General features: G+C 57.3%; 30 protein-coding genes and 2 tRNA genes. 24 read left to right on the top strand and 8 right to left on the bottom strand.

What is annotated here, in order from left to right; genetic code table 11:
• Window positions 1–35: 35 nt before the first annotated feature.
• Window positions 36–1,700 (bottom strand): OFA family MFS transporter, encoded by a 1,665-nt coding sequence (locus tag ACQ4OE_RS01160; protein WP_430945377.1) that lies wholly within the window; start codon window positions 1,698–1,700, stop codon window positions 36–38.
• 223 nt (window positions 1,701–1,923) lie between these two features.
• Between ACQ4OE_RS01160 and ACQ4OE_RS01155 the strand changes: the two genes are divergently transcribed.
• The 11 genes from ACQ4OE_RS01155 to ACQ4OE_RS01105 all read left to right on the top strand — a co-directional run bounded on the left by ACQ4OE_RS01155 (window position 1,924) and on the right by ACQ4OE_RS01105 (window position 9,997).
• Window positions 1,924–2,328, top strand: a complete 405-nt coding sequence (locus tag ACQ4OE_RS01155; protein WP_430945376.1) for an acetyl-CoA sensor PanZ family protein — start codon at window positions 1,924–1,926, stop codon at window positions 2,326–2,328.
• A 78-nt stretch (window positions 2,329–2,406) separates the two neighbouring features.
• The gene (locus tag ACQ4OE_RS01150; protein ID WP_430945375.1) at window positions 2,407–4,629 is read left to right on the top strand and encodes an AsmA family protein; all 2,223 of its coding nucleotides are present in this window, start codon (window positions 2,407–2,409) and stop codon (window positions 4,627–4,629) included.
• Complete coding sequence (mutY, locus tag ACQ4OE_RS01145) at window positions 4,626–5,693, top strand: A/G-specific adenine glycosylase (RefSeq protein ID WP_430945374.1); 1,068 nt, start codon at window positions 4,626–4,628, stop codon at window positions 5,691–5,693. The genes ACQ4OE_RS01150 and mutY overlap by 4 nt, the downstream gene beginning before the upstream one ends.
• Window positions 5,690–5,962: an oxidative damage protection protein gene (locus ACQ4OE_RS01140; RefSeq protein WP_016772129.1), complete on the top strand. Its 273-nt coding sequence runs from the start codon at window positions 5,690–5,692 to the stop codon at window positions 5,960–5,962. Before mutY ends, ACQ4OE_RS01140 begins: the two co-directional genes overlap by 4 nt.
• A 104-nt stretch (window positions 5,963–6,066) precedes the next feature.
• A tRNA-Phe gene (locus ACQ4OE_RS01135) sits at window positions 6,067–6,142 on the top strand.
• A gap of 112 nt (window positions 6,143–6,254) precedes the next feature.
• A complete protein-coding gene (locus tag ACQ4OE_RS01130) occupies window positions 6,255–6,602 on the top strand; it encodes a hypothetical protein (RefSeq protein ID WP_102899563.1) in 348 nt (115 codons plus the stop codon).
• A 179-nt stretch (window positions 6,603–6,781) separates the two neighbouring features.
• A complete protein-coding gene (locus ACQ4OE_RS01125) occupies window positions 6,782–7,840 on the top strand; it encodes a PDDEXK nuclease domain-containing protein (RefSeq protein WP_430945373.1) in 1,059 nt (352 codons plus the stop codon).
• 67 nt (window positions 7,841–7,907) lie between these two features.
• Entirely contained in the window at window positions 7,908–8,882 is a 975-nt protein-coding gene (locus tag ACQ4OE_RS01120; protein WP_430945372.1) for an alpha/beta hydrolase family protein, read from the top strand.
• Window positions 8,883–8,910: 28 nt separating this feature from the next.
• Window positions 8,911–9,324 carry a hypothetical protein gene (locus ACQ4OE_RS01115; protein WP_430945371.1) on the top strand — a complete coding sequence of 138 codons (414 nt, stop codon included), beginning with the start codon at window positions 8,911–8,913 and terminating at the stop codon, window positions 9,322–9,324.
• 6 nt (window positions 9,325–9,330) lie between these two features.
• Window positions 9,331–9,783 carry a hypothetical protein gene (locus ACQ4OE_RS01110; RefSeq protein ID WP_430945370.1) on the top strand — a complete coding sequence of 151 codons (453 nt, stop codon included), beginning with the start codon at window positions 9,331–9,333 and terminating at the stop codon, window positions 9,781–9,783.
• Between the two features lie 46 nt (window positions 9,784–9,829).
• Entirely contained in the window at window positions 9,830–9,997 is a 168-nt protein-coding gene (locus tag ACQ4OE_RS01105; protein ID WP_430945369.1) for a hypothetical protein, read from the top strand.
• A 99-nt stretch (window positions 9,998–10,096) separates the two neighbouring features.
• Here the strand turns inward: ACQ4OE_RS01105 and gabP are convergent, their stop codons facing one another.
• Window positions 10,097–11,488: a GABA permease gene (gene gabP / locus ACQ4OE_RS01100; RefSeq protein ID WP_430945368.1), complete on the bottom strand. Its 1,392-nt coding sequence runs from the start codon at window positions 11,486–11,488 to the stop codon at window positions 10,097–10,099.
• Window positions 11,489–12,042: 554 nt separating this feature from the next.
• Between gabP and ACQ4OE_RS01095 the strand changes: the two genes are divergently transcribed.
• The 10 genes from ACQ4OE_RS01095 (at window position 12,043) to ACQ4OE_RS01050 (ending at window position 19,487) form a co-directional block, all read left to right on the top strand.
• Complete coding sequence (locus tag ACQ4OE_RS01095) at window positions 12,043–12,816, top strand: ABC transporter ATP-binding protein (RefSeq protein ID WP_007909167.1); 774 nt, start codon at window positions 12,043–12,045, stop codon at window positions 12,814–12,816.
• Between the two features lie 13 nt (window positions 12,817–12,829).
• On the top strand, window positions 12,830–13,579 hold the full coding sequence (locus ACQ4OE_RS01090) for an ABC transporter substrate-binding protein (RefSeq protein ID WP_034153033.1): 750 nt from the start codon (window positions 12,830–12,832) through the stop codon (window positions 13,577–13,579).
• Between the two features lie 78 nt (window positions 13,580–13,657).
• Window positions 13,658–14,353, top strand: coding sequence for an ABC transporter permease (locus ACQ4OE_RS01085; RefSeq protein WP_186613057.1), 696 nt, complete (start codon window positions 13,658–13,660; stop codon window positions 14,351–14,353).
• Window positions 14,350–15,039, top strand: coding sequence for an ABC transporter permease (locus ACQ4OE_RS01080; RefSeq protein ID WP_007909164.1), 690 nt, complete (start codon window positions 14,350–14,352; stop codon window positions 15,037–15,039). The genes ACQ4OE_RS01085 and ACQ4OE_RS01080 overlap by 4 nt, the downstream gene beginning before the upstream one ends.
• Window positions 15,020–16,255 carry a methyltransferase gene (locus tag ACQ4OE_RS01075; protein WP_430945367.1) on the top strand — a complete coding sequence of 412 codons (1,236 nt, stop codon included), beginning with the start codon at window positions 15,020–15,022 and terminating at the stop codon, window positions 16,253–16,255. The genes ACQ4OE_RS01080 and ACQ4OE_RS01075 overlap by 20 nt, the downstream gene beginning before the upstream one ends.
• A gap of 344 nt (window positions 16,256–16,599) precedes the next feature.
• A complete protein-coding gene (locus ACQ4OE_RS01070; protein WP_430945366.1) occupies window positions 16,600–17,436 on the top strand; it encodes an FkbM family methyltransferase in 837 nt (278 codons plus the stop codon).
• A 75-nt stretch (window positions 17,437–17,511) separates the two neighbouring features.
• Window positions 17,512–17,587: transfer RNA gene (locus ACQ4OE_RS01065), tRNA-Thr, on the top strand.
• 124 nt (window positions 17,588–17,711) lie between these two features.
• Entirely contained in the window at window positions 17,712–18,218 is a 507-nt protein-coding gene (locus ACQ4OE_RS01060; protein ID WP_430945365.1) for a hypothetical protein, read from the top strand.
• Window positions 18,219–18,226: 8 nt separating this feature from the next.
• The gene (locus ACQ4OE_RS01055) at window positions 18,227–18,664 is read left to right on the top strand and encodes a hypothetical protein (protein ID WP_430945364.1); all 438 of its coding nucleotides are present in this window, start codon (window positions 18,227–18,229) and stop codon (window positions 18,662–18,664) included.
• Between the two features lie 451 nt (window positions 18,665–19,115).
• Entirely contained in the window at window positions 19,116–19,487 is a 372-nt protein-coding gene (locus tag ACQ4OE_RS01050) for a hypothetical protein (RefSeq protein ID WP_430945363.1), read from the top strand.
• Window positions 19,488–19,967: 480 nt separating this feature from the next.
• On the opposite strand, the gene ACQ4OE_RS01045 is transcribed toward ACQ4OE_RS01050, so the two are convergent.
• Window positions 19,968–21,071 carry an SDH family Clp fold serine proteinase gene (locus ACQ4OE_RS01045; RefSeq protein WP_430945362.1) on the bottom strand — a complete coding sequence of 368 codons (1,104 nt, stop codon included), beginning with the start codon at window positions 21,069–21,071 and terminating at the stop codon, window positions 19,968–19,970.
• Between ACQ4OE_RS01045 and ACQ4OE_RS01040 the strand changes: the two genes are divergently transcribed.
• From ACQ4OE_RS01040 to ACQ4OE_RS01030, 3 genes are read left to right on the top strand one after another with little or no spacing between them, the layout of a single operon-like run.
• Window positions 21,070–21,387 (top strand): ribbon-helix-helix protein, CopG family, encoded by a 318-nt coding sequence (locus ACQ4OE_RS01040; protein WP_430945361.1) that lies wholly within the window; start codon window positions 21,070–21,072, stop codon window positions 21,385–21,387. The genes ACQ4OE_RS01045 and ACQ4OE_RS01040 overlap by 2 nt on opposite strands.
• Before the next feature lie 2 nt (window positions 21,388–21,389).
• Window positions 21,390–21,644 carry a hypothetical protein gene (locus tag ACQ4OE_RS01035; RefSeq protein WP_430945360.1) on the top strand — a complete coding sequence of 85 codons (255 nt, stop codon included), beginning with the start codon at window positions 21,390–21,392 and terminating at the stop codon, window positions 21,642–21,644.
• A 4-nt stretch (window positions 21,645–21,648) separates the two neighbouring features.
• Window positions 21,649–21,912 (top strand): hypothetical protein, encoded by a 264-nt coding sequence (locus ACQ4OE_RS01030; RefSeq protein ID WP_430945359.1) that lies wholly within the window; start codon window positions 21,649–21,651, stop codon window positions 21,910–21,912.
• A 48-nt stretch (window positions 21,913–21,960) separates the two neighbouring features.
• On the opposite strand, the gene ACQ4OE_RS01025 is transcribed toward ACQ4OE_RS01030, so the two are convergent.
• The 5 genes from ACQ4OE_RS01025 to ACQ4OE_RS01005 are packed head-to-tail and all read right to left on the bottom strand — an operon-like array spanning window position 21,961 to window position 25,784.
• On the bottom strand, window positions 21,961–22,938 hold the full coding sequence (locus ACQ4OE_RS01025) for a hypothetical protein (protein WP_430945358.1): 978 nt from the start codon (window positions 22,936–22,938) through the stop codon (window positions 21,961–21,963).
• Entirely contained in the window at window positions 22,911–23,615 is a 705-nt protein-coding gene (locus tag ACQ4OE_RS01020; RefSeq protein ID WP_430945357.1) for a hypothetical protein, read from the bottom strand. Before ACQ4OE_RS01020 ends, ACQ4OE_RS01025 begins: the two co-directional genes overlap by 28 nt.
• Window positions 23,612–24,160 (bottom strand): DNA-binding protein, encoded by a 549-nt coding sequence (locus ACQ4OE_RS01015; protein ID WP_430945356.1) that lies wholly within the window; start codon window positions 24,158–24,160, stop codon window positions 23,612–23,614. The genes ACQ4OE_RS01020 and ACQ4OE_RS01015 overlap by 4 nt, the downstream gene beginning before the upstream one ends.
• Complete coding sequence (locus ACQ4OE_RS01010) at window positions 24,157–25,080, bottom strand: hypothetical protein (protein WP_320337491.1); 924 nt, start codon at window positions 25,078–25,080, stop codon at window positions 24,157–24,159. Before ACQ4OE_RS01010 ends, ACQ4OE_RS01015 begins: the two co-directional genes overlap by 4 nt.
• Window positions 25,077–25,784, bottom strand: coding sequence for a hypothetical protein (locus ACQ4OE_RS01005; protein WP_320337490.1), 708 nt, complete (start codon window positions 25,782–25,784; stop codon window positions 25,077–25,079). Before ACQ4OE_RS01005 ends, ACQ4OE_RS01010 begins: the two co-directional genes overlap by 4 nt.

Genomic DNA, 25,784 nt, shown 5'->3' with positions numbered 1-25,784 from the left:
TCGCTCCCACAGGGGTACTGCGTTTTACCACTTACTTAGTGAAACAGTACCGCCGTTTTCTGCAGGGTCACCCACACACCCCACGCCAACGGAATACCCACAACCAGCCACGCGGCGATTGCCAACGGCTTGCTGCCCGGTGCGGCTTTCCACTCCAGAACCGTGCTGGCATCAGCACCTTTGTCGTGACCGAGCGCCTGTTCGGCGGCCAGTTCAGCGTCGGTCATGAAGTACTTGTCGGCCACCGGACGCACCATCAGGTTGCACAGGAAGCCCAGCACCAGCAGGCCGGCGAGGATGTACAAGGTGATGTCGTAAGCGGCAGCGCGTTCAACGCCGATGCTCAGCTGATATTCACGCAGGTAGTTCACCAGCACCGGACCGAGCACACCCGCTGCAGCCCAGGCAGTCAGCAGACGACCGTGGATCGCACCCACCATCTGCGTACCGAACAGATCCGCCAGATACGCCGGAACCGTCGCGAAACCACCGCCGTACATCGACAGAATGATGCAGAACGCCGCCACGAACAGCGCAACGTTACCCAAGTGGCCCATGTTCGGAATCAGCGCGTACAGGGCAAAACCCAGGGCGAAGAACACGAAGTAGGTGTTTTTGCGGCCCAGGTAGTCCGAGAACGAAGCCCAGAAGAAGCGGCCACCGATGTTGAACAGGCTGAGCAAACCGGTGAAACCGGCAGCGATCGCAGCAATCGAAGCCAACTGGCCGGCATCGAGCTGGCCAAACGGCACATCAACACCCAGCAACTTGCCACCGAACACTTCCTGCAGCAGTGGCGAAGCCATGCCGAGGATGCCGATACCCGCGGATACGTTCAGGCACAGCACCAGCCACACCAGACGGAATTGCGGGGTTTTCCACGCCACATTCACGTGCACGTGACGGTTGGTGATCATCGCGTTCGCGGCTTTCTTCGCCGGAGCGGTCCAGCCTTCAGGTTTCCAGCCGGTTGGCGGAACGCGGTAAGCCAGAGCACCGCCGATCATGAACACAAAGTAGATCGCCGCCATGGCCACGAAGCTCTGCCACACGCCGACACCTTCAGCCGAGCCGAAGTGGCTCATCAGCGCCGTCGCCAGCGGTGCACCGACCATTGCACCGCCACCGAAGCCCATGATTGCCATGCCGGTCGCCATGCCGCGCTTGTCCGGGAACCACTTGATCAGTGTCGATACCGGCGAGATGTAGCCCAGACCCAGACCGATCCCGCCGATCACGCCGGAGCCGATCCACATCAACCAGATCTGGTGGGTATAGATACCCAGCGCCGAAATCAGCAGACCGCCGCACCAGCACAGTGCCGATACAACACCAGCCTTACGCGGCCCTGCGTGTTCCAGCCAGCCACCCCAGATCGCTGCCGAGCAGCCGAGGAAGATGAAGAACAGGGTGTAGATCCAGCCGAGCATGGAGATCGGCCAGTCGCATTGCGACGAAAACACTTGAGCGATGAAGCTCATGTCCGGTGCGCAAGCCACCGGAGCGGTTACGCCCAGCGCCTTGGACAGCGGCAACCAGAACACCGAGAAGCCGTAGGCCATGCCGATGCACAGGTGGATGGCCAGAGCGGCCGGTGGGACTAGCCAACGGTTGAAACCGGGCTTGGCGATAATGCGTTCCTTGGACAGGAACGCGGGCTGATCGGCTTTGAGGCCGTCCGCCGTGATGCTCGTGCTCATTGTGTATCCCCCAATTATTAGTATGGTTCGCCAGCCACTGCTCACCCTCGGACTTATGCACGCAGGCATGACCGTTTTTTAAGGTGAAGCTCCTTGAAGGCGCGACGTTAAGTCGCAGAAGGACGGACGAACGGGCGAAGGTTACCATTTGCAGGTGACAGAAAAACCAAACTGATATCACCTTTTTTATGTCACCTGATCTCCTATCACTCAGGAAACTGCCATGCCGATCGTTGTAGAAGCGCTGAACGCCGCCAATTATCAGGATCAGCAGGATCTGCAAAAGATTTATCACGACGCGCCAGAATGGCTATTCACGCCGTTTTCCGGGGGGATCGACCTGATCAAGAGCGCCTTGGCGGACGGCACTTTTATTGCCGGACGTTTCAACGACCGCCTGCTCGGCGCTGCATGTCTGCAAAGGCACCACGACGCTTGGTACTTGTCCCATTTATGCGTACGAAAAGTTACCCGACGCCGTGGGGTCGCGGAACGACTGGTGAACCAAGCGCAGAAAATGGCGTCGCAAGCGGGGGCTGAACTGCGTCTTCTGGCGCCTGCCGGGCATCCCGATGTTGAGGCGATGTCCGCGAAGCTGCAGGTGTCGCTTGCACCACTGGCAATATGACGCCACACCGAACCGGGTCGTTGCAGCGCTATACTCCCCGGCTAAATTACGAATTCGACTAACTACAAGGACTCGCCCATGAAAGCGTTCGGCAAAATCCTGGGTCTGGTACTTCTCGGGCTGTTGCTGATCATAGTGGCGGCAGGCTTTGCCCTGACCCACCTCTTCGATCCCAACGATTACAAAGACGAGATCCGCCAGATAGCCCGCGACAAGGCCCACATCGAGCTGACGCTCAATGGCGACATCGGCTGGAGCCTGTTCCCGTGGCTTGGCCTGGAATTGCACGAGGCCAGTGTCGCCACCCTGGCCAAGCCTGCCGAACCGTTTGCCGATTTGCAGATGCTCGGCCTGTCCGTGCGCGTGCTGCCATTGCTGCGCCGCGAAGTGCAGATGAGCGATGTGCGCGTCGAAGGCCTGAACCTGCGCCTCAATCGCGACAAGAACGGCCATGGCAACTGGGAAGACATCGGCAAGGTGCCGGCTCCGGCTGGCGCAACGCCGCCCGCTGCGCCCGGCCAACCGGCCAGCGAGACCACCGCAGCAGTGGAAAAACCGCCGCAGCCGATTCGCCTCGACATCGACAGCCTGACCGTCAACAACGCCCGCGTTGAATACAACGACGAGTTGACCGGCAAGCAATTCAGCGCCGAAAGCATCCAGTTGAGCACCGGCCCGGTGCACGATTCGACCAACATCCCGCTGAAAGCCACGGCGTTCCTCGGCACCAATCAGCCGGTTCTGCGCGTGCGCACGGAGCTTACTGGCGAGTTGCGCATCGAGCGCGCATTGCAACGCTACAAGTTTGAAGACCTGAAACTGTCTGGTGAATTGGCGGGCGACCCGCTGCAAGGCAAGACTATGACCTTCTCCGCCCAAGGTCAGATGTTGCTGGATAAAGCCGCGAACGTCGCCGAATGGACCGGGATCAAAATCTCTGCCAACCAATTGCGCGCCTTGGGCGAGCTGAAAGCCAACGACCTCGACAAAACTCCACAGATCACCGGCGGCATTTCCATCGCCCAGTTCGATCTGGCGAAATTCGTCGACAGCATCGGCCAGAAACTTCCTGCCATGGGCGAAGGCAGCCTGAGCAAAGTCGAACTGGTCAGCCGCGTGGCGGCCACGCCAACCAGCGTTGCGTTCGACAACATCAACCTGAAACTCGACGACAGTAGCTTCAGCGGCCGCATCGCCGTAGAAGATTTCGCCAAGCAATCGCTGCGCGCGGTGCTCAAGGCTGACACCTTCAACGTTGATCGTTATCTGCCGCCGAAATCGGCGCAGGCCAACAGCGCTACGCAAGTGCGTCAGGCCGAAGTGGCCAGCACCGAAGCCGATGCGATGGCCGGTGCGGGCTCCACGCCACTGCCGGACAAGCCAAGCAAAACTGCCTGGAGCACCGAGCGACTGCTACCGATTGAACGCCTGGCCAAACTCGATGTTGATGCCGACCTGACCTTCGGCCAACTGACCCTCGACAAGCTGCCGATCCAGAACGCCGCGCTGAAAGCCACCGGCCAGGGCGGCCTGCTGACCCTGAGCAATCTGAGCGGCGAACTGTACAACGGCGGTTTCGAGGCCAAAGGCACCCTCGATGTGCGCCCAAGCGCGCCGGTGCTGAACCTGCAAACCAAGCTCAACCGCGTGCCGGCGGAAAAAATCCTCGAAAGTCAGGGCAAGAACCCGCCGGTCAAAGGCCTGGTGACGCTCACCAGTAATGTCACCAGCAGCGGCAACAGCCAACAAGCGCTGATCGACACCCTCAACGGCAATGCCAGTTTCGTGATCAATAACGGCGTGCTGCTCAACGCCAACCTTGAGCAGCAACTGTGCAAAGGCATCGCCACGCTCAACCGCAAAACCCTCAGCGGCGAGCCTCGCGGCAAGGACACGCCGTTCCAAGAGCTGAAAGGCAACCTGACTTTCCGCAACGGCATCGCCAGCAATCCGGACCTGAAGGTGCGCATTCCCGGCATGACCGTCAACGGTGACGGCGACATCGACCTGCGCGTGCTTGGCATGGATTACCGCGTTGGCATCATTGTCGAAGGCGACACCAGCGCCATGCCGGATCCAGCCTGTCAGGTCGGCGACAAGTTCGTCGGCATCGAGTGGCCGTTGCGCTGCCGTGGCCCACTGGAACTCGGCGCCAAGGCCTGCCGTGTCGACAATGATCGCCTTGGCCAGGTCGCCACCAAAATGGCTGGCAACAAGCTCAGCGAGAAGATCGACGAGAAACTCGGCGACAAGGTCAGCCCGGAACTGAAAAACGCATTGAAGGGGCTGTTCAAGCGATGAGAGCGGAGCAGTTTTCCAAGGCGGTGCTGGATTGGTTCGACCGTCATGGCCGTCATGATCTGCCTTGGCAGCAAGACATCAACCCGTATCGGGTGTGGGTGTCGGAGATCATGTTGCAGCAGACCCAGGTCAGCACTGTGCTCAACTATTTCGACCGTTTCATGGCCGCGCTGCCGACGGTCGAAGCGCTGGCCGAAGCACCGGAAGATGAGGTGCTGCACCTGTGGACCGGGCTCGGTTATTACACCCGTGCACGCAATCTGCAGAAGACCGCGAAGATCGTCGTAAGCCAGTACGGCGGCGAGTTTCCGCGCGATGTCGAAAAGCTTACCGATTTGCCGGGCATCGGTCTGTCCACTGCCGGCGCGATCGCGAGCATCAGCATGGGCCTGCGCGCGCCGATTCTCGACGGCAACGTCAAACGCGTGCTGGCGCGCTTTACCGCACAAGAGGGCTACCCCGGCGAGCCGAAGGTCGCCAAACAGCTCTGGGCCAACGCTGAGCGCTTTACCCCGCACGATCGGGTCAACGCCTACACCCAGGCGATGATGGATCTCGGCGCCACACTCTGCACGCGCAGCAAACCGAGCTGCCTGCTGTGTCCGCTGGAGCGCGGTTGCGAGGCGCACATGCTCGGTCTCGAAACCCGCTACCCGATCCCCAAGCCGCGCAAAGCCATCCCGCAGAAGCGCACGCTGATGCCGATGCTCGCCAACGGCGACGGCGCGATTCTGCTTTACCGGCGCCCCTCCAGCGGTTTGTGGGGCGGTCTGTGGAGCCTGCCGGAACTCGACGACCTCAATGACCTGCAACATCTCGCCGACCAGCATTCGCTGACCATGGGCGAGCAGCAGGCGCTGCCGAGCCTCGTCCACACCTTCAGCCATTTCCAGTTGTCCATCGAACCCTGGCTGGTGCAGGTCCAGGAGGCCGCCCATCACGTGGCCGAGGCCGACTGGCTCTGGTATAACCTCGCCACCCCGCCGCGCCTGGGCCTCGCCGCCCCGGTCAAAACCTTGCTCGAACGCGCGGCCGCCGTATTGAACGCAGGAGAGTCGCCATGACCCGCACCGTAATGTGCCGCAAGTACAAAGAAGAACTGCCCGCGCTGGAACGCGCTCCTTTCCCGGGCGCAAAAGGTCAGGATATTTTTGACCACGTCTCGGCCAAGGCCTGGGCTGACTGGCAGAAACACCAAACCCTGCTGATCAACGAAAAACGTCTGAACATGATGAACGCCGAAGATCGCAAATATCTTCAGGGCGAAATGGACAAGTACTTCTCCGGCGAGGAATACGCCAAGGCCGAAGGCTACGTTCCACCTGCAGAGTAAACCCCGAGAAATCGGGGGTCGGATCGTAAGCGACGGAATTAATTTAAGAAATTTTAAAAAAGTCGTTGACGTAAATCCGAAAAACCCTTTTAATGCGCCCCGTTGCCCAGATAGCTCAGTCGGTAGAGCAGGGGATTGAAAATCCCCGTGTCGGCGGTTCGATTCCGTCTCTGGGCACCAAATACCGAAAACCCTGAATCGCAAGATTCAGGGTTTTTTTATGCCTGCGATTTGATAAACACTGAATCCGCGCTACTTTGCCCGCCCCTTACGGAAAAGGGTCATCAAGCTGATGAACCAGAAACGAACCCGCGTGCCCCTGCCGCATCCAACGCCGCCACCGGAAAGCCTGGTGTCCAGAAGTCTGGCGATCATGATCAGCCTGTTTCTGATCGGTACCGGCGCGTTGCTGGGCTACTCCTCCATCGACGGCCTGATTCACGAAACGATCACCACCGCCACTCGCGGTGGGCCGGCCAAGGTCTACACCCTCGCCGGGCAGCCGGGTGGGTACTGGTTTCATATCGTTTTTCAAGGACTCTTCGGCGGATTGCTGCTGGTCGCAGGCTTGGCGTGGCATCGACTGACACGCATCGATAAACCTGCGACCAAGGCCAAGCGCAAACCTCGTTCGCGCTAGCGGTTGTCGTCAGGCGTACGAAATGGACTACAGACCTTTGCACGTCAACGTCCCTTTCCTCGGCAACGTCCTGCAATATCCATCCCCTCTTCCTGCGGATTTCTCCGTCTCTCCCGACATATTCAAACGGGGACTTTGGGCATGCTTCTGCGTCTGTTCACAATGAAGCGGAAGACCCAATGAGCCAGCTAAAACCTGCAGACATGCAAGACCCGAAACTTGACTCCTTGCTGGGAGAGCTGGGCGAGTTGATTCGTCAGGCGCGGCAAAAAGTGCTGCGCGCGGTTGATACGATTCAAGTGCAGACCTGCTGGCAGATCGGCAGACATATCGTCGAGTTTGAACAAAAGGGTGCCCAGCGTGCGAGCTATGGAATGCAGTTGCTTGCCTTGCTGGCGAAGGATCTGACGGCGCAGTTTGGTAAAGGGTTTGATGATCGTAATCTGCGATACATGCGCAGCTTTTATCAGATGTTTCCAATTTGGAACGCAGTGCGTTCCGAATTGAGCTGGACCCACTATCGCCGGCTTCTAGGAGTGAACAACGAAAAAGCACGCCACTGGTACATGGAAGAATGCGCCAACCTGAACTGGTCAAGCCGCGCTTTGGACCGCCAGATCCTGACGCTCTATTACGAACGACTCCTCATGAGTCGAGACAAAGCCGATGTGATCGAAGAAGCCACAACCAACATCGAAGCCATGAAATGCAATCCGCGCGAATTCATCCGCGATCCCGTCATGCTTGAATTCCTCGGCCTGCCGTCAGCCGGCAAGGTTCGGGAAAGCAGTCTCGAACAAGCCCTCATCGACCACCTGCAGAGCTTCCTTCTCGAACTGGGCAAAGGCTTTTCCTTCGTTGCTCGCCAGCAACGCATCAGTACCGACGGCGTCGATCTCTACATCGACTTGGTGTTCTACAACTACCTGCTCAAATGCTTTGTGATCATCGATCTCAAGCGCGGCAAGCTCAGCGCGGGCGATGTCGGGCAGATGGACATGTATGTGCGCATGTACGACGAACTCAAGCGCAGCGAGGGGGACAAGCCGACTGTCGGGATCATTCTGTCTGCCGAGAGCAACGATTCGGTGGCACGCTACTCAATGCTGCAGGCCAATGAGCAACTGTTCGCCAGCAGTTACAAGACGATCCTGCCGAGTGAAGAGGAGCTGCGCGCAGAACTCAATCGCGAACAGGCCTTGATCGAGGAACGCATGCTTACTGAATCCACTGAATAAACCTGCGGATTGTTACTGGGCGGCGCGCAGACTATCGTTGGCAGCTTACCCGTCCAGGTCGATTGTCATGAGCTGTCAGGACACGCCCGCAACGCAGGACACGCAGTCAAAGTCCCCGACGTTGGCTGCGACGCAAGGTGAGCCTTTCAAGGAAGCGGCTGCCGACGGCTATGGGCTTGGCGGCTTTACCTGGCGCCACACAGGACTCGATGCTCAGCGCCCGGTGGTCATCATCAACGCCGCCACCTCCGTGCGCTGCCGCCACTACTCGCGCTTCGCGGCTTATCTGTTCGCCCATGGTTTCGACGTGATGACCTACGACTACCGTGGCATCGGCGAATCGCGACAGACTTCGATCAAAGGCTTGAACGCTTCATGGACCGATTGGGGCGCACTGGATTTCGAAGCGATGCTCAAACGTGCGCAACGGGAGTTTCCCGGCCAGCCGATTGATGTGGTCGGCCACAGTTTTGGCGGTTGCGCGGCGGGACTGGCTGAATCCGGGCGAGTTATCCGACGGTTGGTCACCGTCGGCGCACAGTTCGCCTACTGGCGTGATTACGCCCCCGAGCACCGCTGGCGCATGGTTGGCAAATGGCACGTTGTGATGCCGCTGCTGACGCTGCTCTGCGGCTTCTTTCCCGGCAAACGCCTCGGCTGGCTGGAAGACACGCCAACGGGCGTTGTGCGCGACTGGAGCACGCCTGCCCCGCGTTTTGAACAGCGCCCCAGTGGTCGAGTACTGTTGAAAAAAAACGGCACCCTGCCCTTCGCCAATGTGAGCGCAGAAACCCTGGCCATCAGCATCAGCGACGATCCATACGGCACCATCCCAGCCATCGAACGCCTGCTCGGCTACTTCAGCAACGCGGCAAAAACTCACCTGCGCGTCGAGCCGCAGGACATCGGCGAACAACAAGTCGGACATTTCGCCTTTTTTCGTAGCGCATACCAAGCCACACTATGGCCCATCGCTCTGACCTGGCTGCAAACCGGCAAACTGGCCCCCGACACACCCGGGCGGCCAGTCCCGCGCAGCTGAGCCCTCTCAACGCACGACGGAACACATCATGGCCTCCGCCAACAAGCAGCAAAAACGCGCCACCCGGGCCAAAGCCAAGGCCAAGCAGAACCGCACCAAACGCGCTGAAGCGCCGGTCGAGCTGGACCCGAACGACGACCGCATCGACTTCGAATCGGTGGACCTGACCGAGCTGTTCAAGAAAATGATCGACGCCGAGAAGATCAGCCAGCAGGCCCTGTGCACCGCGTTCCTCGAGGACCCGCTGCTGGAGCTGGTTTACGAGCAGGAAGGCGAAGAAGGCGCGATGGATTTCATCCTCGCCGCGCTGATCGAGTATCGCCAGTGGTCACAGGAAACCGACGAGGCAGGCGCCTTGGCATGGATCGAATCCCCGGCCTTCCGAGCCGACTATGTGGCGGCGTCCGACGCAATCGCCGCGCAAACCCAACAGAAGAACTGAGTTCCCATGGCATCCCTGAACAAACAACAGAAACGCGCCAAACGCGCCAAGGCCAAAGCCAAACAAATCCGCATGGTCGGCCGCAAGCCGCTGGAGCAGGACGAAGACCTCGACCACCTCGCCGAGCCGATCCCGGAATACACCCTGGCGATGTTCAGCAAAATGCGCGACGCCGAAGCCATCAGCCGCAACGAAATGCTGCTGACGCTGCTGCGCGAACTGGCGTTCATCATCGTTGATCATCCAGAACTGCTGGACATGGAAAACGCCGACGACGAAGGCATGGCCGCCACCCACCTGGCTGCCGACATGCTGATCGACTACCGCATGTGGGCCGAAGGCGTAACGATCGAAGAAGCCCAGGCCTGGTTGAGCGAGCCACAGTTCATCACCGATTTCGGGGTGGCGCTGGATGCTTATGGCAAGTCGGTGGAAGACGGCGAGCCCAAGGCCGAGTAATTTTTTTGCGCTTCAGGCTCACGTATGCTCAAGAAAAGGACGTCAGATGAAGACAGCAGATTCACGCGAGGACGGGCAAATCCCGAAAGCAGAAGACTCAGCAGCAAGCCTCGAGAGCGACCCTGTTAAATCTCTCAAGCAAGCAGCTTGGGATGAATGGTTCGACGGAGAGAAATGCAGCTCAGACTTCATGCTCTCGCGACAGCAAAGCTGATCCGGATCTGAAGCACAGAATATTTCGCCACCGGTAGCACAAACAAAAACGGCCGCTAGTCATCACTGACAGCGGCCGTTTTGCATTACGCGTTACGGATCAGTTCAACACCACCGCGCCACGTTTTTCCAGCTTGCGACGGCGTGCGACCAACAAACCGGCAGCCACCACCATCAGACTCAGCAAACCAGTCGCGAGGATCTCCACGCGATGCGCTTCCTGGAACAGCATGATGGTCAGGGCCGCGACGATGAAGATGATCACCGCGTAGGTCAGGCCTGGGAACAGCCACATGCTGAAGACGATTTTCTCGCCGCGCGCCATGCGTTGTTTGCGCATGCGCAGTTGCGAGAACGCGATCACCAGGTACACCAGCAGCGCGATGGCGCCGGAGCTGGCCAGCAGGAACTCGAACACCGCCGCCGGAGCCACATAGTTGGCGAAGGTGCACAGGAACGCTGCGCCGGTGGACAGCATCACCGCCCAGTAAGGCGTGCCGCTTTTGTTGGTGCGGGTCGACATGGCCGGGGCATCGCCACGCTTGCCGAGGGAGAAGAGCATGCGCGACGAGGTGTACAGCGCCGAGTTCAGGCAGCTGGTTACCGCGACCAGAACGACGATGTCGACGATCATTTTCGCGTTAGGAATGCCCATGCGCTCAAGCACGGTCTGGTAGGAACCAAGGTTGGCCAGCGTAGGATCGTTCCATGGCACCAAGGCCACAACGATGAAGATCGATACGAGATAGAACAAGCCGATCCGCCAAATCACCGAGTTGGTGGCCTTGGAGATTTGCTTGCCTGGGTCTTTCGATTCCGCGGCCGCGATGGTCACGATTTCGGTGCCCATAAAGGAGAACATGGTGGTCAGGATCGCACCCAGCACCGCACCCATGCCGTTTGGCAGGAAGCCGCCGCTGTCGAACAGATGCGAGACACCGCTGACCTGGCTGTTCGGCAGGAAGCCGAAAATGGCGGCGATACCGAGGCCGATAAAACCGATGATCGCCAGCACCTTGATCAGGGCAAACCAGAATTCGAATTCGCCGTAATTCTTCACGCTGAACAGGTTGGTGACGGTCAGCAGCATGGTGATGATCAGCGCGAAAGCCCAGATGCCAACATCAGGGAACCATGCGTGGAGGATGGTCGCGGCGGCGTTGGCTTCCAAAGGAATCACCAAAACCCAGAACCACCAGTACAACCAGCCGATGGTGAAACCGGCCCAGTGCCCGATGGCACGGTCGGCGTACGTCGAGAACGAACCGGTGTCCGGCGAGGCAACGGCCATTTCGCCGAGCATGCGCATCACTAACACCACCAGAGTACCGGCGGCGGCGTAGGCCAGCAGCACGGCAGGGCCTGCGGCAGCGATCGCGTGACCGGAGCCAACGAACAGACCGGCGCCGATTACACCGGCGATCGACAACATGGTCACATGACGCGGTTTGAGCCCCTGTTCGAGGCCATTGGAGCTTGGGGTACTGCTCATCGAAACTACCTTTGCGAGGAAAGCGATTCAGTCCGTCCTGCCTGGAAATTTCCTTCTCGTAAAAAGAAACCAACAGGGCGTTCCGGATTCTGCACGCAATAAATGCGCCAAAATGTTTCAAAGTCTTCTGGATCGCGGCTTTGCGTGCGACCGGACGGTCATCGCAAGTCCTTGAGATTAATGGCTATTCGCCAGAGCGTTACCCTGCGACTCACTTTCAAGACGAATTCGCGCACCAGAAACACACTGAAAAAGTGTGGGATGCACAATAAAAGGGCGAATCCTGAACGTTCGGCCGGATAGCGCTTCCAACACCCCGCCAAAGCTGGCAACATCGCGCCTTTTTTTACGCGACACCCACGGGTTTGCATGATCAAACACCCGTTCGGTTGTTGATGGGGCGACAGTCTGCTGCGCCGATGCGACAACCTGCCACACGGCACCCGTTTACCGCTCGTAGCGCTGTTGGCTGCCATTGAAACGCTATGCTAGCTTGGCCGCCTCGCCAGGACGGCCATCCAACAGCTGGAGCGCAACATATATGAGGAACGCACATGGCTGAGGCCACGCCCGCGCTTGAAATTCGCAACTTGCACAAACGCTACGGACAGCTGGAGGTGCTCAAAGGCATCTCGCTGACCGCCCGCGACGGCGATGTGATCTCGATCCTCGGTTCCTCCGGTTCCGGCAAGTCCACGTTCCTGCGTTGCATCAACCTGCTGGAAAACCCGCACCAGGGCCAGATTCTGGTGGCCGGTGAAGAACTCAAGCTCAAGGCTGCCAAGAATGGCGAACTGGTTGCCGCTGACGGCAAACAGATCAACCGCCTGCGCTCCGAGATTGGTTTTGTGTTTCAAAACTTTAATCTGTGGCCGCACATGAGCATCCTCGACAACATCATCGAGGCACCGCGTCGCGTGCTCGGCCAGAGCAAGGCCGAAGCCATTGAAGTCGCCGAAGCGCTGCTGGCCAAGGTCGGTATCGCCGACAAGCGTCACGCCTACCCGGCGCAATTGTCCGGCGGTCAGCAACAACGCGCAGCGATTGCCCGCACGCTGGCTATGCAGCCGAAGGTGATCCTGTTCGACGAGCCCACCTCGGCGCTTGACCCGGAAATGGTTCAGGAAGTACTTAGTGTCATCCGCGCATTGGCTGAAGAAGGCCGCACCATGCTGCTCGTGACCCACGAAATGGGCTTCGCCCGTCAGGTCTCCAGCGAAGTGGTGTTCCTTCACCAAGGCCTTATAGAAGAGCAAGGATCGCCACAGCAGGTGTTCGAAAACCCGCTTTCGGCGCGCTGCAAACAATTCATGTCCAGCAACCGCTAACGGAGCAACATGCATGCAGAATTTCAAGAAGGTCTTCCTGGCCGCCGCCGTCACCCTCGCGTTCAGCGCCGGTGCCATGGCTGAAACCCTGAAGATGGGCATCGAAGCGGCCTACCCGCCGTTCAACAACAAAGACGCCAGCGGCAACGTGGTCGGCTTCGACAAAGACATCGGCGACGCCCTGTGCGCGAAGATGAAAGTCGAGTGCACCGTGGTCACTTCCGACTGGGACGGCATTATCCCGGCCCTGAACGCGAAGAAGTTCGACTTCCTGATCTCCTCGCTGTCGATCACCGAAGAGCGCAAAGGCGCGGTCGACTTCACCGACCCGTACTACTCGAACAAGCTGCAGTTCATCGCACCGAAAAACGTCGACTTCAAAACCGACAAGGACTCGCTGAAAGGCAAGACCATCGGTACGCAGCGTGCGACCCTGGCCGGTACCTGGCTGGAAGACACCTACGCCGATGACATCAAAGTCAGCCTCTACGACACCCAGGAAAACGCCTACCTCGACCTGACCTCCGGTCGCGTCGACGCGATCCTCGCCGACAAGTACGCCAACTATGACTGGCTGAAAAGCGACGCGGGCAAGAACTACGAGTTCAAAGGTGACCCCGTCGTAGAAAGCGACAAGATCGGCATCGCTGTGCGTAAAGGCGACCCACTGCGTGAGAAGCTCAACGCCGCGCTGAAGGAAATCGTCGCCGACGGTACCTACAAGAAGATCAACGACAAGTACTTCCCGTTCAGCATCTACTGATCCTGACCTGTGGGACTGGCGCCGTGATGCAACGGCGTCGGCTCCCGACTTTGCCTGCCGCAATTTGAACAGAACTCCATGATTATCGACCTCTACGGATTCGGCCCGGCGCTCGCTGCCGGCGCGCTGATGACCGTCCAACTGGCCCTCACCGCCCTGTGCCTGGGACTGGTGCTCGGCCTGCTCGGCGCCTTGGCCAAGACTTCCCCGTACAAGCCGCTGCAATGGCTTGGCGGCACCTATTCGACCCTTGTGCGTGGCGTCCCGGAATTGCTCTGGGTACTGTTGATCTACTTCGGTACGGTCAATCTGATGCGCGCCCTCGGCGAGTTCTTCGGCAATCCCGACCTGCAACTCAACGCCTTTGCCGCCGGTGTGATCGCCCTCGGCCTGTGCTTCGGCGCCTACGCCACGGAAGTGTTCCGTGGCGCGATTCTCGCCATTCCTAAAGGCCACCGTGAGGCCGGCCAGGCCCTGGGCCTGTCGAAATGGCGGATCTTCACCCGGTTGATCATGCCGCAGATGTGGCGCATCGCCCTGCCCGGCCTGGGCAATCTGTTCATGATCCTGATGAAAGACACCGCGCTGGTCTCGGTGATCGGTCTGGAAGAAATCATGCGACACGCGCAAATCGGCGTGACCGTATCGAAACAACCGTTCACCTTCTATATGGTCGCCGCGATCATGTACCTGGGCCTGACCGTGCTGGCGATGACCGGCATGCACTTTCTGGAAAAACGCGCCGCCCGCGGCTTTGCGAGGAGCGCTTCATGAATTGGGAAGTCATCATCAAGTGGCTACCGAAACTGGCACAGGGCGCGACCCTCACGCTGGAACTGGTGGCCATCGCTGTAATCGCCGGTCTGCTGCTGGCAATTCCGCTGGGCATCGCCCGCTCTTCGAAACTTTGGTACGTGCGCTCGCTGCCTTACGCTTACATCTTCTTTTTCCGTGGCACGCCGCTGCTGGTTCAGCTGTTCCTGGTTTATTACGGGCTGGCGCAGTTCGACGCGGTGCGTGAAAGCGCGTTGTGGCCTTATCTGCGCGATCCGTTCTGGTGTGCGACCGTGACCATGACGCTGCACACGGCGGCGTACATCGCAGAGATCCTGCGCGGTGCGATTCAGGCGATTCCGCCGGGCGAGATCGAAGCGGCGCGGGCGCTGGGCATGTCCAAGCCGAAAGCGATGTTCTACATCATCCTTCCGCGTGCCGCGCGCATCGGCCTGCCGGCCTACAGCAACGAAGTGATCCTGATGCTCAAGGCCAGCGCGCTGGCCAGCACCGTGACGCTGCTGGAACTGACCGGCATGGCGCGCACGATCATCGCCCGCACCTATCTGCCGGTGGAGATCTTCTTCGCCGCGGGCGTGTTCTATCTGCTGATGGCTTACGTGCTGGTACGCGGCTTCAAGCTGCTGGAGCGCTGGCTGCGCGTCGATGCCTGCCAAGGGCGGTGATACTTCCTACGTGCTGACGGGCGAGGACTTACTCGCCCGTTTCACGGCATTGGATGCTTTCTTGATTGAGCATCAGGCGCTGTGGAAACCTCGACCGTTCACTCATCTTTCGCTTGATTGGGAAGCGTCCTACCCGGAACTGGCCATGTGGCTACGCGGACGGTCGCTGGAAGACGCGGAACGCGCCCATAACCAACCTGCAGATCTTGCTGATGCGCCGGAGCCGTTTGCTTCATTGGCGGCGTTGTCGGCTGAGCTGAGCGCGGTGGGTGAGTTGCCAGGGCATCCGCTTGAGGCTGCCGGGCATCGATTGAATGTCGATGTGCCGGGACGCAAGTGGCAACAGATTGAGGCGTTTGCCAGTCGTTTGTCCTTTGCCGCGCAGCCGACGCATTGGCTGGACTGGTGCTCGGGCAAGGGGCATCTGGGACGGCGCTTGTTGGGCTCGGGACAGCAACTGACTTGCGTTGAATACGATCCGTTGTTGGTGGCCAGCGGTCAGGCGCTAAGCCAGCGTCACCATCTGCACGCGTTGCATGTAGAACAGGATGTAATGGCGGCGAACGCTTCCACCGTATTGAACGCGAGTCACACGCCCGTAGCGCTCCATGCCTGCGGTGATCTGCATGTGCGATTGATGCAACTGGCCAGCGCCGCAGGTTGCCAGCAAATGGCGATCGCGCCTTGCTGCTACAACCGCATTGATCGCAGCGAATACCGGCCATTGTCCTCCCCGGGATCGGGATCGCTCCTACAACTCTCGCTGGAAGATCTGGCACTGCCGATGAGCGAAACCGTCACCGCCGGTGCACGCGTCCGACGTCAGCGCGATACGTCGATGTCTCGACGACTGGCGTTCGACCTGCTGCAACGGCAGGTGCGCGGCGTCGACGAATATTTGCCGACGCCATCGCTGCCCAGTGCTTGGCTGGAAAAACCCTTCGCCGACTACTGCCGGGATCTGGCCGCTCTCAAAGAGTTATCCACAATCGGCTCGCCAGACTGGTCAGTGCTCGAAGCGGCCGGTTGGCAGCGATTGTCCGAAGTTCGCAACCTGGAACTGTTGCGGGGATTGTTCCGACGACCACTTGAGCTTTGGCTGACGCTGGACCGGGCACTTTTCCTCGCCGAACGGGGGTACGTCGTACGTCTCGGCACTTTCTGCTCGACACCCCTCACACCCCGTAACTTGCTGTTATTGGCGGAGCGCAAATAATTTCCGGCGCCCTGTGGATAACTCTGTTGATGAATTCATACTGGATCCAATATTAATGCCTGTCTCAGGCCTTTAACAACGCTGGTCATTTTTTGTTCACATGGATAAAAAACCAATAAAACAGGGATTTGCGAACAAAATGAGAACGCCTCCGCAAAAAGCCGCTCAAGGCCGGTTTCATGCCAGCCCGTTGTGCATAAGCCGCCAATCAAAACGACATAACCGCCGAAATCCCAACGTTCGAAGTGAATAATTGCGACCTCTCGCCAGCCTTGCTATACAAGGCCACAGCGTGCCGCCAGCGCACCTCCAAACAAGAACAATCAGACCGACAGGAAGCGACCGTGACGTTCATTTCTTATGCGCAGAATTTCGAAGACGTCCGCTTGTGGCGTGCCCTCAAGCAGGTCGAACACGGCTTCTACATCGATGTTGGCGCCAACGATCCGAATCACGACTCCGTCACTAAAGCTTTCTATGACCACGGCTGGAAAGGCGTCAACGTCGAACCGATGCAGAATTACTACGACGCCCTCTGCCAGCAACGCCCACGCGACGCCACCGTGCAATGCATCGCCAGCGACCAGCCTGGCGAAATGACCTTCCACGCCATCCCCGACACCGGTTTGTCCACGGCCGACCCGGCAGTCGCCCAGCACCACAAAGATCAAGGCATGGACGTGCGCAGTCTCACCGTAAAGGCCCGTACGCTGACGTCAATCTGCGAACAATATGCTGCCGATCGCCCCATCCACTTTCTGAAAATCGACGTTGAGGGCCACGAAGAAAGCGTCCTGCACGGCATGGACTTCACTCGCTTCCGCCCCTGGATCATCGTCATCGAAACCCCATGGGAACGCGATCACATTTGGGAACCACTGGTCACCGACGCCGGATATCAAGCGATCCTGTTCGACGGCCTCAACACCTGGTTCCTCGCCGACGAATACATGCAGCTCAAACCGGCTTTCGACATCCCGCCGTGCAACCTCGACAATTTTCAACTGTGCAAAGGCCACGCCTTCGCCCACCCGATCAGCGCCAGCGAACTCGACACCGCCCAACAACTGGCCAACGCTCTGCACCGCGCCGAACAAGCCGAAGCACAGCTGTCTGCCCTGCAAAACAGCCGCACATTGAAGGCGGTGCAAACGCTGCGAAATGTGCTGCGCAGGGCTTGATTTGCAACGATGCAAAAATAGTCTGAATTCAGGGGTTTACAGAAATTATCCAGTCGCTATAATCGTCGCCCACACGCCGGTATAGCTCAGTTGGTAGAGCAACTGACTTGTAATCAGTAGGTCCCGGGTTCGACTCCTGGTGCCGGCACCATATAAATCAAAGGCTTGCAGCGATGCAGGCCTTTGTTTTTTGCGTCACACGTAACAAGCCACGTAACAAGGCTGCCCATAGCGCAACTCGCGGCCCCCCCACTCAACCATTTCAGGTAACGATGATGGATTTGATGGTCGGCAGCCCTCCCCCTGCGGAAAATGACAACGGCGCTTCTGGAGATCAACAGCCAGGATCCGCAGGTAATGTCGCACCCACTCCTCCGCCGCTCGTAGCAGACCAGCTACCTCGCGTTTTCATGCATATTATTGCCAAAAGCCCGGAATTCTTTGGTGGCCCACATCTGGCACCAGTGATGTCTGCGATGATCAGCGATGCCAGTGTTGAAAAGGTTCAAGCGCGAACCTCAGTTGACGCCATTCAATCGAAACTCGATAGCAAAATCGCAGAATTAAGTGAATTGAAGGAAAAACACGCAAGGCTTGAGGAGCGGCTTGAGGCTGCGACAACACTGGGAAATATGCAGAAACTCTGCACTTTCATCGGCACTGCCGCTGTGGGCTTCGCGATTGAATTCTTTAAGTCAAACTATACGACTGTTGCGGTTTTGGTCGGTCTGTTCGGCCTGGGTCTGCTTTCGATGAACCTGAAGCGAGGTAAGAAGTCATGAGCATCGGAATGATCGACGCCCTGCAGATAGCGGAGGTTCAGTTCCACGGGATTCCCAATCAAGAGCGCATAGCGATCTATGTGCATAAATTTTGTGAAATTGGTGAGTACTGCATGATGCTAAGCATGCCTACCGCCGACGGTATTCCGGTTCCGGTGAAGGATCACATGTTGTGGTTTGGCACGGGCTACGTGAATACGGGGGACTGGATTTTTGTCTATACCGGCGCCGGGGCCACAACAATAATGCCCGGGCAGGCTGCCGCAGGGTCAGTGATTCAGCCTCGAATTATTAGCTTGCACTGGGGCAAGGATCACACAATCTTCCAAAATCGCGCGCTCAACCCTGTACTTGTAAAGATCGGTGCGGTGCGAGGTTTACCCCCACCCATGCCGGCTTATCAGGGTAATCCTGGTAACAAGCCGCAGGGGCTTTTATTCAGCTGAGCATGTTCGAAGGCCAGGCAGCGGCCTTCGCGCCTTACATGCCAAAATGTGTGACGACGCAAAAAAAGAGTAATAAAGGTGATATGCCTGTCGAAAAACTGCTGTAGGCCCCGTTGTACAAGGCTTTGAGCGATTTTCGTATAAGGTGATATTTGAGTGATATAGAAGTAACCGTATTACTCTTTTATAAGGTGATATTTCAAAACCACGAGACCCAATGAAATCGGGAGGTTGGAGGGAATATCACTTTTCATATCACTTCATATTACTTTTCCATGTGATATCGAAAGCCCAGTAAAATCGGGGCTTCCAGAGCATTTTCTCCGCCGTATTACCTTTATTACTCTTTTTGAAAAGCCCACCGCGTGCCTGAGATTCAATCTCATCTGCATGACGTATTACCGCTCCCGGTTTAGACTGGCTGCAGTCCCTCAAACTGCTAGGAGCACCTATGCGCCAACTGACCAAAAACCCAGCACTACCGATAATCGAAGTATCGAAGGAAGGTCGATATTGGCGGGTGGATTGGGATTACCAGGAAGCGCCCGAAAGCAAAGTCTTGACCGACAGAAAAGAGTTTTTGAACGGGTATGTAAGCGGTCTCCTTGACTCATTCGGAGTTTCAGCAGGCGAATTCGCTCTACCGTCTGCCCGTACCGGCACAGTCAAAAAACTGAGTGAGGAGACAGCTCGAAAGCTGGAGAAGCTGCTTACAGACCTTCTGCACTCGCACGTCAAAGCAGAACATCGTCGCCTGATAAATTCCGCCGAAGTCAGGGAGTTAATAGCAGGAGCAGGAGTGAAAGAGCCTGCGGTCGGCTGATACTGACCCAACCCAAGCACGACGGGGCTTATAGCGCTTCCGTGGACACATAGCGCAGATTGCACCGCTTCCCTTTTGCCCATCTGCGCTAAAAACGAAAACTCGCATTCTGTTCAGTTTTTCGGTGCGCCGCCCTTATCAATCGGGCCTTTCAGAATCACTACCCTCTCCAACCAGCCACTGCACGTTGTGCAAGCTCGTAGCAATTCTTTTCAATTCCTTTCACACATTGAAACCGCCAAACATCCCACAGACCCCGCTGCGGCCATGGGCGGGGCTGGGGTTTGCACCGCGTCGCCGTTTTGCAAAAAAAAGAGACACAAAGCCCGCCGGCGGGAGGGGGATAAGTGCTTTTTTGAGCAAAAATTCTCCCGCCTGATGGATTAAGCACGTGGCACACAAAAGCTGAAAATTCCGAAGCGAACTTTCAAATAGCGAAAAAAAACCGAGAATACTCTCGGTTTATTCGCTTACCTAATATCAGGAGTGGGTGTCTTGAATAGTATAGATGTGAAAATTCCTTCCCAACGCAACCACACGCTTACTCATCAACCGAAAAATCATAATTTGCTCAACGGTTTCGAGGAACTTATGTATCTCGTGACACGCAGAGTAAACGTCTGTATCAGCCTTTACCATATCAGAACCAAGTAGCTTTTGTGCTTCGTCTATATCAATGACGAAATTATGATCTTTGTAGTGGTTGGTAAAATGGCTTGCTAATGACTCACAATCCTTAACTGAACCCGTGGTGGATGTAGCCTTAGCCTGAAGCAGCAATGTTGCATACTGAGTTGCAGATTCAGTAATACGATCGTAATGACCTAAAGCCCGCACATCTAATTCACTACCAATCAGATACTTTGCCAACATATCAGCCGCATTTGGATATTTATCCGCCAACTGAGTAATTTTCTCCAATGTACCTGAGAACGCCAATGCAGGAAAATCGTTGATTTGCGGATCAATTGGTCCCAGCTCACTCATGCCACCCATGTGCAATTCGTCCGCACCAAGCGATAACAGGGTCGCTGCTGACTTAGCCTCAGCGGGTATACATATAAAAAATTTATTGTCACCCTTAAATCGATTGCACATTTTACTAATGAGGTAGGCCGGTTCCACTTCACCACCAGCACTACGCAGTATAAGCAGAATATTTTTATTTACTTTCTTTTCTGAGAGACTTTGATAGATAGCACTAGAATGATTTCGGGAAATTTGTTGATGATCATATAAGAAAATCACATCAAAATCTTTCAGCGCGCTATGTTCAGAGATCATGGAATTGATCTCATGAGTTAAAACTTTCTCAATTTCAGCGTCAGTCATCGCTTTCGTGATGAGCTCGCCAATATATTTTGCATTTCGAACCTTTTTTTCTGTAGGTTCGCTATCGCTGCTTGCTGGCTGTTCGGTATCCATTCCAAGGAGGGTGGATAGACGACGCTTCTTGATCAAAAATTTGGGCATATCGACAACATGAACATCACCGCTCATCGGAATGCTGGTGAGCCCCTCCTCTTCGTCCAATGGGCCGTTCGAGTCATCCAACTCTGATTGGTTATCTGTACCGGAACCCATGGATCCTCCCAAGGTCGAAAAAATTGCCAACGCACCAAAAATACACCAGAATGGCACCAAATCTGATGCCGTATTCTGCCGTCAAGAAGGGAGAAAGACAATGTCTAGAATGAGCGTTAATTTATCGCCGGAAATGGAACGTCTTGTTGACGAAACAGCAGAAAGTGAAGGCATTACTAAAAGTGAAGTAATACGACGAGCCTTTGCACTGCTTAAAGTTGCAGAGTCTGAGAAGAAAAAAGGCAGATTTTTAGCTGTCGCAAAAGAAAATCAGGCTCACGATATTGAAGTTATTGGCAGAATTTTGGGGCTATAAGAATGGCTGACAGGGAAGATTTCGAGCTAGACGGGATTGATGTAGGAGTTGCATCTTTTAATATGCCCGAGGCAAAACTTGGACTTGCCAAATTAGTCTTGCTTTTTCTATTCCTACTTGTAGCCTTTGCCTTCCTGACTAGCTTTATACCCGACGAATACGTAACTGGTCGCTCAACAAAGCTAGCAGAAAATATTTATCAAAGTATTGTGCCAATGGTATCGATGATTATCGGCTACTACTTTGCTAAGGACTAATGTTATGGCTACTTACTTAGTATGCTGCGATTTAAATCAAGAATTCGATCAAGATGAATTCAATGTCACTATCTCCAGCATGGGAGAGGCAAGGCAAGTACTTTCGGGTGCATGGGTTGTTGTAACTGAAAAAACCGCGACCCAAATTCGAGATGAGTTAGTTACTGTACTCGATGCATCCGAAAGATTACTTGTTGTAAAATCAGCATCCGTAGGCGCATGGAAAAGCATTCTAAGCGATAACAAGTGGCTAGCGGAAAACTTGTAAAATTGGTGTGGCGTGTGCGACATTTTTTTCACACGCCCACCCTTTTTTTCATTCAAACATCGTAACCTCCTTCGTTTCCCCTGACAGCACTGCAAACTCATGAGACTTAACGAGAAATTCCTGCGCAGTTAGCGAGGCAGTTTCGTCTGCGTGTGTGTGCTCTGCTATTAGTGTTGCTAGAGCTGATAACAAATCAAGTGCGCTATGCAGAACTACAAACACATTAGTAGTTTCAGATCCGACCCATGTCGTAGGCGCCTCATATTTCTGACTCATGACTGAAACGCTCGTGCGCAAGCCTTGAATCTGTTCTTGCATGTCGCCACCGACCGTAACGTTGTGCTTCTGCCCCACCACCAGATTCAGATCCCGGCCAGTAGCTTGGTGTAGATCGTCCACCGCCGCCAGGCTCGCAGATCCGCCCGACATCAGCTTGAGCGCGCCCAGTGCCTCGATCTTTTTCACACCACCCACCGTCTCGGTCGAGTGGTCATCGATCGTTTGCGTGTGGCTCTGGAATTGCTCGCGGTTGTCCAAGGCTTCAACCTCGCGCTCGATCGCTTGGTCACGGATCTTGCCATCGGTCTGGCGTAGCCAGTTACCGTCAGCGTCGACGCGCTGCTGGGCGGCTTCGCTGTGCTGCCACACCTGATCACCTTTAGGCACCTTCGGCATGCTCAGGCCGTGCGGCAAGATCGATTGGATGTACGGCTTGTTCGGCAGGCCGTAGGCGAAACACACCACCACCCGCGTGCCTTCCTCCGGAAAGGCGTAAATGCCCATTTCCTCGCCACCGGTGGGCAGCGGCAGAGGAACGCCAGTGAGCGGCGGCATGGCCGGATCTGGCTCGTCATCCGGGCCGAGTACGACAATGTCCACGGCGTAGCGCGGCCGGAAGTCATCGCACAGTCCGGCGTCCGCCGGCGCGTCGGCCACGGCAGTTACCTGGGCAAAGCGCGGCAGGTGATAGCCACCGGTGAGTTCGGGGAATTGGCGCTCTACAGCGCGGCGGATTGCGTCGTCCATCGGATGGCCATCTGGTCATTGGCGAGTGCCACCGTGATGATGCGCTCGCCGTTGTTGATCGTTGCACCTGGTCGCAACCCGGGAAGGGCCGCGACCATTGCGCTCTGGTTGCCCTGGTAGCCGTCGAACAGCTCCGTGGGAATTTGTAGCGGCGCACGTGCGCCGAAAAAACTGTCGGCCCAACTGCCGGCGAACACTTCACCATTGCCCAGCTGGTGCCAGGTGAAGTCGGGAATGCTGAACACTCGGGCCAAACTGTCCATAGCCTGGTAACCGGCAGCGAGGCTGTAGAAATACGGCGCCTTCACGCTGGCATAAGGCCGATCGGGAACACGAAAGCGAAGCCCGGTCTGTTCGCTTACCTGGGCCAGCACGGCGCGCAGATCCACATGACGCAGGTTCAACGGCAACGGGTTGGCCAGCACGGCGGCCAGCTCACGGCAGAACAACACCTGTTCGACCGCGTTGGCGGCCGTGCAACGCTCGACGTAGCCGATAAAGTGCCGTTGCAGCGTGCCCTCGTTGTAGCCGATATCCAGCGTCACCAACCCTTTCAGCGGCACAGGGGATTGAACTGTGAAGTTCGCCCGGCCGGGGCTGGTAGCGTCCAGCCTGACGTCTTCATTGATGAGAGCGATCGGAGCGCCGTTGATGGAAAGTATCTTGTGCAGTTTCACGTCTGCTCACTCCCGCCCAGCCACTTATCCACACGTCCCAGCACTTTTTCAAAGCCGCTCAGCGCGGGGTTGTCGTTGGTTGCGTCACCGGCGGCGCCTTCGCCGACCGTACTGCCCGGCGCGCCCTGAGCGTCTACCTTGTTGCCGGCGCGCCGGCCTTCGACTTTCTCCGGGTTCGATTCGCGCTCGCTCAGGGTGAATTGCACAAGCCAGGCTTTCAGGGTGTCGGCTTCCCGCGCACTGACGCCGTCGGAGAACTCCACCTGACGCACGCCGAAGGATTCGGCCGTGTCGTTCACGATCCGGTACAGATGCAACTGACCGCCGCCAGCGGTGGCTTCAGCCATGCGCAACAGATCCGTCAGCTGGGTTTTATCCACAAAGGGAATCATCAGCGAGACAGCCAGCGTCTTAGGCTTGAAGCCTTTGTGAGCCTTGTCGGAGTTGCTGGTCTGGCCGGACATATCGCCGCTTTCGATTCGCAGGTTGGCCGTGACTTTGAGGTTCTTGCCTTGGACTTTTTGCCCGTCGAGTAAGAGCGTCATAGGCCTACCAGTTCCCGCACAAAGCTCAATCCTTTTTTACTGCCGACCAACAGAACCCCGACACACTGAATCCATTCATGGCCCGGCGCATCGCCGGCCAACAACTCGCGGCGTAATTCGCCGGCAGTGCCTGGGCCAATCATCCGCGCGCACATGCTGACATCAGGGTTGCCACCGGCCAGCAGGTCTTTCAGGTCAGCCAATTGCTTATCTCTCCCCTGCTGCTGGGCGCTCTTGCGAGCTGCCAGCGCTGCCAGATCGGCCAACGGCGAGCTGTCGGCGGCGTAGCCTTCCAGCACGGCTATCTGCCCCGCCATCGACTGTTTGGCAGCTTTGACCACCGTGCAACGCTCCAGCGGCAAACCCTTCCAGCGCGGCAGAGTTCCAGCGCCGGGGATCTCCCACTTTTCGCTCTCCAGTTTCACCAGGTGTTGCGCCCGGCGCTCGGTGCGCACCAGGTCAGGGATCGGCAGCAGAGCATTGAATCGCGCCAAGGTGCTAGCCAGTTGTTCCAGCCGCGTGCCCAGGAACAAGATCGATAGCCCGTATTGCGGCCCGGTCGGGCGCCCGCAGTCGCTGGCGTCTTCCAGTTTCTTGGCGAGATGTTCCAGCGCGTTGGGCGCGGACAGAAAGCGCTGATAGCCCGCGCCCTGGCCAACGCCGCTTTGAAATGGCGTCACGACCAGGCACGCCGGAACCTGCCCCATCTGCTCGGCCAGCGCTGCGCGTCCGGCCGCGATCGCGCCTTTTGCTGCATCACCGACCGGCCCCGGGTTGGTGTTGGCCAGTCCACTCAGGCCAGCAAGGCGCTGGGCGGTCCTGGCCAGTTCGCCACCGGCCAGATCCTTGGCCGCTGACAGCCCGGCCATCCACTGCGTGGCCTGCTCCGGCCAGCGCATTGTCACCGGTGCCCAGGTCATGCCGGCGGCGTCCAGGTGATGGCTTTCATTGCCTTCAGATTTTTGTCTTTCTGAGCCTTCGCCACAGCTTGGCGCAGTGTTTCCGCGTGCTGCTGTGCGGCCTGCCGGAAGCGCACCAGGTCAAGGCTGACTTTCTGCAACTGTTCGATGGTATGCGGCCGGAACGCCAGCACTTGGTCGGCGTCATAGCATGGGTAAACGTCGTCCAGGCCCAGCACTACCTGGCCGTTTAAATTCACCTGGTCATCGATCGCGCTGCTGTAGCGATATGGCTCGCCCAATGCGCTGGAGGTGAAGCCCCCCGCGATGTAGGCCGCGAAGTCAGCCCCGATCATCTGCAGTTTCTGATCGCGCAGTGAGGCCAGTACGGCGTCGACGTCATCCACCCACTTGCCTTTCTTCCAGACCTGGTTCGGTTCTGGCCGGCTCATGGTGAAGCCCGCCGGCACTGGCTCGAAACCTTCGAGAGTCCGTGGCTCGCCGGTTTCGGTGCTGTACACCACGACACCGCCGAAATAATCCACCAACTGCCAGGCCTTGCCGTTCCACCATGCGGCTTTGTGTTCCGGTACCGAAGGCGGCTCAGCTTCCACGCAGCCGCCAGGAATCAGATAAACACCTGGCTCCAGCGGCGATTCATCAGCCGCTACCGCACCAATAAAAATGCCGAGGTGGTCGGTTTGATAAACCAGTTTTTCAGTCAT

This window comes from Pseudomonas sp. WC2, assembly GCF_050586545.1.
In the GTDB taxonomy this organism is placed as follows: Bacteria; Pseudomonadota; Gammaproteobacteria; order Pseudomonadales; family Pseudomonadaceae; genus Aquipseudomonas.
This window is presented reverse-complemented; position numbering and strand designations above follow the sequence as displayed.